This is a genomic window from Natrinema soli (genome assembly GCF_028618695.1).
The window spans coordinates 1-9611 of sequence record NZ_JAQIVI010000077.1 but is presented as its reverse complement, the minus strand read 5'-3'; the positions used below and the strand labels follow the sequence as shown (position 1 = coordinate 9611).

The following is a 9611-nucleotide window of genomic DNA, read 5'->3' as shown; positions in this document are numbered from 1 at the left end:
GCCGGGTGGCGAACCGCTCTGACGCTTCGTCGACAGCGCCGTCAGACGGTCGTGCCAACGCTCGAGGCGGTCCTCGGCCTCGTCCGCTCGGTTTCCGACGGCCGTCAACCACGTCTCGTCGTCGGTGCGGGTCACGAGAACCTGCGGAACGACGAACGAGGCCGCGTCGAAGCCGGCCCAGGGAACGGCCGGCTCGTGACCGTCGTGAAACGAAAATCCGCCGATCGCCCGCGGTCGGGCCGCCGCGGGTCCGTCGTGTGTGAGCCGGTCGAACGCTCGGCTCGCCTGCGATCGAATTCGATCGAACCTGTCGGTACCGTCCGCGGTAAACCGAACGGCGACACCTCGACCGGCGAGTTCGAGACCGTCGGGATCGGCCCACTGGATGCGCGAGTCCGCGTTTCCGTCGAGAATCGAACTGACGGAAACACCCCCCAGGTCGCGGCTTCGGCTGACGAGTTCGACGGCGCCGTCCGCCGACTCGGTCTCACCAGCCAGTCGACCCTCGCCCGACGATCGATCCATCGACACCACGTCGGGACCGCCCCGCCTTCAGCCTAACTATTTGCCGACCGATCGCGAAACGGGAACCCTTCGCAGTTCTCGACGGAATCGACGCTAGCTGTACCGCTCTTCCTGCCACGGGTCTGCCGTCTGGGAGTACCCCCGGCGCTCCCAGTACCCGCGCTGGGGTTCCGTGAGGAATTCGACGCCGTCGACCCACTTCGCGCCCTTGTAGGCGTACTTGTGAGGGGTAACCACCCGGAGCGGGCCGCCGTGATCCTCGGGGAGCGGTTCGCCGTCGAACGCCCACGTGAACAGGACGTCATCGCGCATGCAGTCCTCGAGCGCCAGATCGGTCGTGTAGTCGTCCAGCGCCGAGAACATGACGTGGACCGCGTCGTCGTGAACACCGGCTCGTTCGGCGATGTCGGGGAACGAGACGCCGGTAAACTCGCAGTCGAACTTGCTCCAGCCGGTCACGCAGTGAAAGTCCTGCCGTTGCGTGACCGTCGGCAACGCTCGAAACTCGTCCCACGAGAACGTCAGTTCCTCGTCGACCGCGCCAGTGACGGTAAACTCCCACGTCTCGGGGTCCCAATCCGGCGTTCCGCTCTTCGAGAGAACGGGAAACGCGGACGTCTCTCGCTGTCCCGGCGGCAATCGATCGTCGCCGAACTCCTGATAGAGGTCAGTCACGTCCGTCGTAGCCATAGTCGTGCGTACGCCGCGATAAACGTAGGTCTGACGCCATCATCTGAGAGTCGCGTTCGATCCGGCCTCATCGATGGCTCACGCTCGAGTCCGGGGCACCGATCGCTCAGAATGATTGAATCGGATGAACACCGAAACACGAGTACCACCGTTACTGGGACTCGCCCCGGAGCAATACCAAATTGGCACGAGGGAACCGGGACGACAACTGATCGAAACGATACAGTCACGGACACAACTCGGATGTTTCCGGCGAAACCCTCGCTATCCCTTAGTACAGTCTCGGCGACGGCTATCAATGCATGGCGAGTAGACAACAGCTAACGGAACGGGAATTGTCCGGACAGGAACCAGAAGAGATCGGCCAACAGGCGATGGGCCCCGCGTTCGTCGCGTCGGCCGCAGCGGTCGGCCTCTCGCTGTACTACTTCTTCTTCCGCGGAAAGCGCCAGCTCGGCGCGTTCGTCGGCCTCTGGCCGCCGACGATCCTCGCGTTCGCGAGTTACTTCAACCAGCGGAAAATGCGCCAGCAACTCGAGACGCTGACCCAGCCGGGGACCAAACTGAAAGATGCGTTCGATTCGATGATGGGCAATCGCTAGGGAAACCCACGACGCCGGCCCTCACCCGTACGGCCCCGCGTGACGGCTTCGGATTTCCGTTATCGGGGTTTATCGTTCCGACGAGACGGATTTTTGATTCCGATCGATGTGGACTCCCCGTCAAACCTAAATACCCCCTCGCCGAAAGCCGAATCAGATGCCGAAAGTAGAGATCACCATACCGGAGCACCTCGAGATGCAGATCGCCCAGATGGTCGAACGCGGCGAGTTCGTTAACCGCGAGGAGGCGATCGAGGACCTCCTTTCGACGGGCATCAAGGCATACAAGACCAGTGGACCCTCGGACGAAGACGAGGGCGCAGGAACCAGCTTCGAAGACGACGGCATGATGGGCCACGACGACGAGTACGTCTTCTAGCGTATACTCAGACCGCGAGCAACGGAATTCCGAAGGCGATCGCTGCGCCGACCAGTGCGACGAGAGCACCGACGAAGACGGCTCGCGACGAGTAGTCGCTCATCGGTGCGGTCGTTCGGTCGGCGTCGAGATCGTGACCAACGTCGGCTCCCGAATCGTCATCCTCGGGGGGCTCGGTGTCGTCTGCCATACGCGTCCCTTCTCGACTCGATCACTTAAGAACACCTACACCGATCGTCCGCGGTGGGAGCCGGCGGCCGGTCGTCTGGATCAGAAGTCTGGGTCCGTCGCTCGAGTCGGTGACCGGGATCGACCGGTCCGACGTCGCGTCATCCCGCGCGATCGATCCAGACCCCTTTACTACTCGGAGTGCGAATCGAGCGGTAGTTACCACATGGTCCTGACCAAGCGAGTCATCCCGTGTATCGACGTGGACCTCGACGACGACGGGAACCCGGCGGTCTACACCGGCGTCAACTTCGAGGATCTGAAATACACCGGCGATCCGGTCGAGATGGCCCGCGCGTACAACCGCGCGGGCGCGGACGAGTTCGTCTTCCTCGACATCACCGCCTCCGCCGAGGGCCGCGAGACGATGCTCGACGTCGTCGAGCGCGTCGCCGACGAGGTCTTCATCCCCCTCACGGTCGGCGGCGGCATCCGTACCACCGAGGATATCAAGGAGACGCTCCGGGCCGGCGCGGACAAGGTTTCGATCACCACCGGCGCGCTCGAGCGGCCCGAACTCATCAACGAGGGCGCGAGAGCGTTCGGCAACCAGTGTATCGTCATCAGCGTCGACGCCAAACGCCGCTTCGACGAGGGGGGCGAACACTACGTCGAGATCGACGGCGAGTCCTGCTGGTTCGAGTGCACGAAGAAGGGGGGCCGCGAGGGGACCGGAATCGACGTCCTCGAGTGGGCCGCGGAGGCCGAATCGCGGGGCGCAGGCGAACTGTTCGTCAATTCGATCGATAAGGACGGGACGAAGGACGGCTACGACCTGCCCCTGACGACGGCAGTCAGCGAGACCGTCGACACGCCGGTCATCGCCTCCTCCGGCTGTGGCGGTCCCGAGGACATGTACGACGTGTTCACCGAGGCCGGCGCGGACGCGGGACTCGCGGCATCGATTTTCCACTTCGACGAGTACTCGATCGAAGAGACGAAGGCCTACCTCGACGAGCACGGCGTCCCCGTTCGTCTCTGAACTCGAGCGACGGAACGGCTTCGTGATCGACGTGCTCGCGACCCGACGTATTCGAGCCCAGACGTATTTGCGATCTACCGGCTCTGTTGAAATCCTCTTCTTTAGAGATTTGTTTACGTGAATCTACTGCACACTACACGTGCATACGTACCAGTAGTTGGTAGTACGATTTCGTTATCCAGAACTACGGATAAAAATGTAATTTAGTGAGTTAGTAATCGTTAAGTATAAAACTATAGGTACAGAATATATACTAATGAGTACACATTGCGCTAGTATCTTCAAATACATTCCATATGGCTCACGCCGAGATATTGGTGCAGGTTTTGTAATGACTGCTGCCGGTGTGCTAGCTACAATAGTATGGTTTGGTGGAGTGTTAGCCCTTCTCGCTGCAGGGCTTGTCTCGGATACCGTCGGATTTCTCTTCATCAGCGCATTATTCTGGGTTCCACTTGGGCTTCTATCTACATTCCCTGTCGGTATCTTGCTATGGCGGTTCATAGACTCAAGACCAGCAATTCCATATCGTGGTGCCCTCTTCGGAGGGCTAACAGCGATCTGTAGTTTATCTATCGGGTCTATTTTTCCTGCGCTGTTCAACCCAGTACTGGACGCATTTGCTGGAGAGATGGAACTGAGTGTAGCAATTGTGCAGTCAATAGTGCGGCTATCCCGTTCGTTTGGTATGGCACTCATAGTCGTGGGCTGGATAATTATTCCCCTCGGCGCTATCACTGGGTGGTGCTACAAACAATCAGAATAGTAGATATGGAAACAGATATTATCACGTCTTATGAGACGTTTGCTGTAGCAGCCGATTTTCGCGGTTCATGGAGTAGAGTCTCTTTGTATCAGATGGCTCCGTTAAAATCCTTGCAAGATTACAGGGTTGGACGTTACCTGATGAATATTTAACCTGTACTGATCGTTAAAGCGCTCGGTCGAGATTGTGGACGATACACGCAAGGGCGAGTTCACGAAACTGCTTCCACCAGCGTCGTGAACGGACGAACGCACCGTATCTTCGCTTGAGTCGAGAGTTCACCGTTTCGCTCTGGCTCCGTTGGCCATAGAGTTCAGTATCCAACCGAGCGTTCCACGCTTTCTGAAGTGAGGAAAACTCACGGTGTTTGATCAACGGACGAACCTCGGTCTCGCGGGCCATCGCCCGAATCTGCTGATCGTCGTACCCTTTGTCTCCAAGCAAAATTCCGATTTTAGCTGCGTTGCGGTTGATGAGCGATGGTGCGATCTGCGTATCGTGTTTTCGGGTTGTTGTGACGTGGAGATCAAGGATCGCGTTTGCTCTTGTATCGACTAAGAGCGTGACTTTCAGCTGCTGAATCGTCAGCTTCGCTCGTTTTGTGTAGTGCTTTGAGGCGTGGGTTCGGTCGAAGCCCGAAGCGTCGATCCCCGCAACACCGTTAGTCGGGAACAGTGAAACAGAGAGATTGAGAAGGACTCGCCAGACAGCCATATCGAGTCTGACGAACGCTTTACACAACGTTGACGGGTCAGGAAGTTCGGTGAGGTTGATCGCGTTCCGAATGCGAGGCATTTCAATGAGTTCGTCGAGGAGTGTTCGATAGGTCGTATTCTTCCGAACTTTGAGACAGAGCAGAACAACGTGCTGATGAAGCGTGTAGCGTTGTTTCGAGCACTTTGAGGAATATCGTGAGACTGCTCGCTGGGCTAGGTGAAATGCTTGCTCGACAAACCGGAGTAACTGCGACTTTGGGAGGGTCTGCATCCACTCACACTATCGACTGAATCTGTAACTCTCCAAGGGTTTCAACAGAGCCGATCTACCGTATTCGCGATCCGTCGTATTCAATACGTTTATTCCGTCGCGGTCCCGCTTTTCTGCCAGTGAAATGGCGGTGTACGTGGTGTGGGAAACCGCACGCGGAAAACGACCCTCCCTGTGACGCCTGCGGTCACAACACCTTCGAGAAGGCGGTCGTCCGAGCGGACGACGGGGGCCACGACGGGACCGAGAGCGGTACCGGTGCCGATCCCAATACCGAACTGACGGAGTCCGGAACCGTCGACACCGGCCCCGACTACGTCTGGGCCTGTCCCAACTGCGGCCGGGAGCACGTCCGGAACACCCCGCCGTGTTCCCGCTGTGGCAACCCGGACCTCGAGCGGGTCGAGCAGACCTACGAGGGGCTCGAGCGCGATCTGGAAACGCCGAGCTGGTTCGCGGTCGCGAAACCGTATCTGCCGATTCTCGTCGTGATCGGCGTGATCATCGCGCTGTTCGCGACGGGCGTGATCTCCCCATCGATACTACCGGGTATCGGGCCGCCGTCACCGCCGGACGCACCGGGTGAGGGAACCGAGGCTGCCGGAATCGATCTCGAGGCCACGACGGAAGAAGTTCACGAGCGGCTCGAAGCCGACCGCGACGAGTCGCGGGCCGTCGACGACGGGCTCGCGGCGTATTCGGAGTATTATAATCGCGCGTACGTGGCGAACGGGTACGGTGACGCGGATCACGAGCCGCCGGAATTGAGCGACTTCAACGCCGACTGCAGTGGCGAGCACGCCGTGAGACAGGTGCCGGGCGTCCTGACGATAGACGACTACGACGACGAGCGGGAACTCGTCGAGGACATCGTCGGAGCCCTCCGCTCGAACGATGACGTCACTCGCACCGGGTACGATGCCGAAGGATTGGATATACACGTCGTCGACGGATCGGTCTACGTGATCTATACGACGTGTTAGTCGGCCGGTGTTCGGTCGGCCGACAGTCCGGACCGGCGGCCATCGGTCTGCGTGTTCCCGGGGGTCGAGTCGTACTCCGGAGAAACGAGAGACAGAATCGGACGTGATCGAGCCGGATCGACGGGGGTTATGCGGCCGCTTCGAACGCGTCGCGGAACGAATTCGCTTTCTCGCGGACGGTTACCGCTCCCTCCTCGAGCGCCTCGAGCGGGTCAGCCCCGCCCTCAGTCTTGATGGTCAGGATCGGCTCGGTCTGGCCGCCGGACTGTTCGGGATTGACGTCGTAGGTCGCTGCGCTGACGTCGTCGTGCTCGAGCAGTGCGCCCTTGAGCACGTTCATGAAGGTGTGGTCCTCGCCGGCAATCTCGATGGACAGTTCGTTCTCCGTGCTCTCGGTGACCCGCAGTTCCATGGCGAGTAGTCCGGTCGTCGGCCGCTTGTACCTTTCGAAGCCGACGCTCGTTGCAGTTCGTGGCGGCATCGCTCCCTCGTCTCCGCCGGGGACGCGGCTCGAACCGGGGACATGACGACGGTCTTGATGGTAAACCACTATACGGCCCCGTTCGAACCACGGCATATGCGCTTGCTCGCGGCCCTGCTGGCGGTCGTCGTCACCGCGTCGCTGGTCGGGTCGATCGCGGTCGTCAGACGGGTCCACCGGCCGGCGCGGCGCTGGCGAGATGTGGCTCGGGAACGGCTCGTGTACGGCGTTCCGTGGGGTTCGCTCGTGGTGATCGCGTTCGTCGTCGGCGTCTATCTGTTCGTCCAGAGTGGGATCGCGGATTTCGACGATCCCGTGACGATCCCCTTCCGCACGTGGTCGTACTTCTATCCGCTCGGGATGGTGACAGCGGCGTTTTCCCACGCCGGCCCCGGTCATCTCATCGGCAACCTCGCCGGGACGGTCGTCGTCGCGCCGCTCGCGGAATACGCGTGGGGCCACTATCCGGACGAACGAGAGCCGGCCGATCTCGACTCGTGGCGCGCGAATTCGCGGGTACGGGCGTTCGTACTCTTTCCGCTGGCCGTCATCGGGGTCGGACTGGTGACGAGCCTGTTCGCGCTCGGCCCCGTAATCGGCTTCTCGGGAGTCGTCTTCGCCCTCGCCGGGTTCGCTATCGTCCACTACCCGATCGTGACGATCGTCGGAACGCTCGGCGTCCAGAGCGTCGTCCTGCGTCTCTATTATGCGCTACAGGAACCGATCGGTATCTACACCGCCCAGCCGAGCCCGCCGTCCGCGCCGTCCTGGGCCGGCATCGCCATCCAGGGTCACGCGCTCGGGCTCTTTATCGGGTTCGCCCTCGGCATCGTCCTCCTCGAGCGGCGGGGCATCCGTCCGAACCCGCTCCGGCTCTGGCTCGCCGTGTTGCTGTTTGGCTTCTCGAAGCGGCTGTGGGCGATCTACTGGTACGGAGCCGAGAACACCTTCGTGCTCTTTCAGGGGCCGGGCGTCGCCATCGTCTCGGTGCTCGCGCTCGTGGTCACGCTCTCGATGACCGCGTCCGAGCGTCCCCTCATCCCGGCGGAGATTCAGCAGCGATTCGCTCGCTCGGGGGACCGAACTGCGGGAGCCGCCGGTGACGCCGAGTCGTCGCTCGCTCGCTCGCTCGAGCTGGCCGACGGTGGCCGCAGTGACGGCATCGCCACGGCTCACGTCGACCGCGTCCGCGAAATCGTCGGCGAAAATCGACTGACCCCCGAGTTCGGCCCCCTCTCGAATCTGACCCGCAAGGGGGCCGCGTTCCTGACGGTTATCGGCATCCTCGCGATCGTCGCCGGGGTGGCCATCCCCGCGAACTTCCTCGTCGTCGACGAGTCGACTGCGTCCTCGGACGCGGCCGTCCAGATCGAGGATTACACCGTCGAGTACGTCGAGGACGTTCCCAACGGGCTCGTCACCGGGATCGGTATCGAGTCCCTCGAGGACGACGAGGGGCTCGAGTCCAGCGGGGTGATCGTCGCCAGCGACCGACGCGAGATCTGGTTCGAAGCGGTCAGCGCCCAGCGGCTCGCCTTTACCGGCGAGGAGACGGTTTACGTCGGCGGCCCCGGCTGGCGCGAAGCGGTCCACGTCGAGCGCACCGGCTGGGAGCCGGTCGGCAACGACGTCGTCTATCAGGTCTGGGTGTGGGAGGACGGCGCGGACCGACAGCTTGCACACGAATCCAACGACTCGCGGGCCGAAGCCCGGATCGCCGGCCGAACCGTGACGATCGGTTCCGACGACGGGACGTTCGTTCTCGGCGTCGGCTCGAGCGAAACCGACGCCGTCGCGACGGCAGCGATCCCCGATGAAAACGAGATGGTGACGGCCGGCGGGCTTACCTTCGAACGCGACGACGAGACGATCTACGCGGCCGCCGACGGGACGCGAGTCGCGGTCGCGAGTCAAGAAACGTACAACGGCTACTGATCTTCGATTTCTCTCCGAACCAGAGAGCCACGTGCGGTGGCGCACGCTGTCGGCCGACCGAACGCCAGTGAGGGCGGTCGATGACTTGTGCGAGGGATGAGCGAGGGAACGAAGTGACTGAGCGAATCGGCTGGGGAGGGTGTGGAAATTCCGTGTTGCCAGCAGTCGCAAACTACTTGATGCATCGGGTAGCCACCTGAGTAGCAAACCGCTCGATGCATCACTATCCGCTCGAGGTGTCATCGCTTCTCGAGACTGTCGGAATCGATCCGTCGGCCGTCACTTCTGAGACGACCACTCGATGCGAAAGACCTCGGCCTCGAGCGTCTCCTGTGCCGCGGTGTGGAACTCGAAGCGCTTCGGAATCGGGAACTCGGCCCGGAACGCGTGGGTCACCGTCCCGCCCTCGTCGTCGGCGAACGATTCGACGAACGCCTGGCTCCCCTCGTTGTGGATCGTGTAGGAGGCGGTCCCGATCTCGCGGGCCGTCTCGAGGAACGCCCGATCCGCGTGTCGGTTCCCGCGCTGTGCGCCGAAGGGCGGGTTCGAAAGCACGGTGGCGTCGGTGAGAGAAAACGGCTGGCGAGAGACATCGCCGCGGAGCCACTCGATCGGATGATCTCGGCCGCCACCATCACCGCCACCGCCCACAACCGCCCGCTCGTTCCGCCGAGCGATCTCGAGTGCTTCGGCATCCAGATCGATCCCCGCGACTCGATCGACGCCGGACAGCGAGGCTGCGATCGCGAGCATCCCCGTTCCGGTGCCGAGATCGACGACCTGCCCCTCGAGATCGCCCTGTAGCCCAGCCAGATGACAGAGGTGGGCGGCCAGCTCCGGCGGTGTCAGATACTGTTCGAGGTCCGCGGACGGCTCGGAAAAGTCCTCGATCGATTCGAGTCGACGGGCGAGCGTGCGCCGAGACGGGCCGGACATCCCCGGCAGTTCAGTCCGCGACCGAAATCGGTCCCTCGAGTTCGAACGCGAGCCCCTCACGGTCGGCTCGTTCGGCACACGCCGCCAGCGCGGGGCGGACCTTCGCGGGGTCCGCGA

General features: G+C 61.8%; 12 protein-coding genes and 1 pseudogene. 6 read left to right on the top strand and 7 right to left on the bottom strand.

What is annotated here, in order from left to right:
• Both PGX04_RS04875 and PGX04_RS04870 read right to left on the bottom strand, forming a co-directional pair.
• Nucleotides 1–525: pseudogene (locus PGX04_RS04875) on the bottom strand (isochorismate synthase); the annotation flags it as partial.
• A gap of 93 nt (nt 526–618) precedes the next feature.
• Complete coding sequence (locus PGX04_RS04870) at nt 619–1215, bottom strand: sulfite oxidase-like oxidoreductase (RefSeq protein ID WP_273737474.1); 597 nt, start codon at nt 1213–1215, stop codon at nt 619–621.
• Nucleotides 1216–1517: 302 nt separating this feature from the next.
• On the opposite strand from PGX04_RS04870, the gene PGX04_RS04865 reads away from it, so the two are divergent.
• Both PGX04_RS04865 and PGX04_RS04860 read left to right on the top strand, forming a co-directional pair.
• Entirely contained in the window at nt 1518–1817 is a 300-nt protein-coding gene (locus PGX04_RS04865) for a hypothetical protein (protein WP_273737473.1), read from the top strand.
• A 157-nt stretch (nt 1818–1974) separates the two neighbouring features.
• A complete protein-coding gene (locus PGX04_RS04860; RefSeq protein WP_273737472.1) occupies nt 1975–2196 on the top strand; it encodes a ribbon-helix-helix domain-containing protein in 222 nt (73 codons plus the stop codon).
• Between the two features lie 7 nt (nt 2197–2203).
• On the opposite strand, the gene PGX04_RS04855 is transcribed toward PGX04_RS04860, so the two are convergent.
• Nucleotides 2204–2386, bottom strand: coding sequence for a DUF7550 family protein (locus tag PGX04_RS04855; protein ID WP_273737471.1), 183 nt, complete (start codon nt 2384–2386; stop codon nt 2204–2206).
• A gap of 204 nt (nt 2387–2590) precedes the next feature.
• On the opposite strand from PGX04_RS04855, the gene hisF reads away from it, so the two are divergent.
• Together hisF and PGX04_RS04845 are read left to right on the top strand one after the other, a co-directional pair.
• Nucleotides 2591–3406 carry an imidazole glycerol phosphate synthase subunit HisF gene (hisF, locus tag PGX04_RS04850; RefSeq protein WP_273737470.1) on the top strand — a complete coding sequence of 272 codons (816 nt, stop codon included), beginning with the start codon at nt 2591–2593 and terminating at the stop codon, nt 3404–3406.
• Between the two features lie 331 nt (nt 3407–3737).
• Nucleotides 3738–4172 (top strand): hypothetical protein, encoded by a 435-nt coding sequence (locus PGX04_RS04845; protein ID WP_273737469.1) that lies wholly within the window; start codon nt 3738–3740, stop codon nt 4170–4172.
• Between the two features lie 165 nt (nt 4173–4337).
• Here the strand turns inward: PGX04_RS04845 and PGX04_RS04840 are convergent, their stop codons facing one another.
• Entirely contained in the window at nt 4338–5159 is an 822-nt protein-coding gene (locus tag PGX04_RS04840; protein WP_273737468.1) for an IS5 family transposase, read from the bottom strand.
• Nucleotides 5160–5278: 119 nt separating this feature from the next.
• Between PGX04_RS04840 and PGX04_RS04835 the strand changes: the two genes are divergently transcribed.
• Entirely contained in the window at nt 5279–6142 is an 864-nt protein-coding gene (locus tag PGX04_RS04835; RefSeq protein WP_273737467.1) for a hypothetical protein, read from the top strand.
• Between the two features lie 127 nt (nt 6143–6269).
• Here PGX04_RS04835 and PGX04_RS04830 read toward each other — a convergent pair whose 3' ends face one another.
• Nucleotides 6270–6554 carry a DNA-directed RNA polymerase subunit L gene (locus PGX04_RS04830; RefSeq protein WP_226041513.1) on the bottom strand — a complete coding sequence of 95 codons (285 nt, stop codon included), beginning with the start codon at nt 6552–6554 and terminating at the stop codon, nt 6270–6272.
• A gap of 165 nt (nt 6555–6719) precedes the next feature.
• Between PGX04_RS04830 and PGX04_RS04825 the strand changes: the two genes are divergently transcribed.
• On the top strand, nt 6720–8558 hold the full coding sequence (locus PGX04_RS04825) for a rhomboid family intramembrane serine protease (RefSeq protein WP_273737466.1): 1839 nt from the start codon (nt 6720–6722) through the stop codon (nt 8556–8558).
• Between the two features lie 279 nt (nt 8559–8837).
• Here PGX04_RS04825 and PGX04_RS04820 read toward each other — a convergent pair whose 3' ends face one another.
• Both PGX04_RS04820 and PGX04_RS34995 read right to left on the bottom strand, forming a co-directional pair.
• On the bottom strand, nt 8838–9494 hold the full coding sequence (locus PGX04_RS04820) for an METTL5 family protein (protein ID WP_273737465.1): 657 nt from the start codon (nt 9492–9494) through the stop codon (nt 8838–8840).
• A 10-nt stretch (nt 9495–9504) separates the two neighbouring features.
• Nucleotides 9505–9611: DUF7961 family protein (locus PGX04_RS34995; RefSeq protein ID WP_465263793.1), on the bottom strand; the 107-nt coding region annotated here is incomplete at its 5' end.

What these genes read in the sequence shown, in the direction of transcription:
- PGX04_RS04825 (WP_273737466.1), top strand. Translation starts at nt 6,720, where the DNA reads ATGCGCTTGCTCGCGGCCCTGCTGGCGGTCGTCGTCACCGCGTCGCTG.
- hisF (WP_273737470.1), top strand. Translation starts at nt 2,591, where the DNA reads ATGGTCCTGACCAAGCGAGTCATCCCGTGTATCGACGTGGACCTCGAC.
- PGX04_RS04830 (WP_226041513.1), bottom strand. Translation starts at nt 6,554, where the DNA reads ATGGAACTGCGGGTCACCGAGAGCACGGAGAACGAACTGTCCATCGAG.
- PGX04_RS04820 (WP_273737465.1), bottom strand. Translation starts at nt 9,494, where the DNA reads ATGTCCGGCCCGTCTCGGCGCACGCTCGCCCGTCGACTCGAATCGATC.
- PGX04_RS04860 (WP_273737472.1), top strand. Translation starts at nt 1,975, where the DNA reads ATGCCGAAAGTAGAGATCACCATACCGGAGCACCTCGAGATGCAGATC.
- PGX04_RS04870 (WP_273737474.1), bottom strand. Translation starts at nt 1,215, where the DNA reads ATGGCTACGACGGACGTGACTGACCTCTATCAGGAGTTCGGCGACGAT.
- PGX04_RS04855 (WP_273737471.1), bottom strand. Translation starts at nt 2,386, where the DNA reads ATGGCAGACGACACCGAGCCCCCCGAGGATGACGATTCGGGAGCCGAC.
- PGX04_RS04865 (WP_273737473.1), top strand. Translation starts at nt 1,518, where the DNA reads ATGGCGAGTAGACAACAGCTAACGGAACGGGAATTGTCCGGACAGGAA.
- PGX04_RS04840 (WP_273737468.1), bottom strand. Translation starts at nt 5,159, where the DNA reads ATGCAGACCCTCCCAAAGTCGCAGTTACTCCGGTTTGTCGAGCAAGCA.
- PGX04_RS04845 (WP_273737469.1), top strand. Translation starts at nt 3,738, where the DNA reads ATGACTGCTGCCGGTGTGCTAGCTACAATAGTATGGTTTGGTGGAGTG.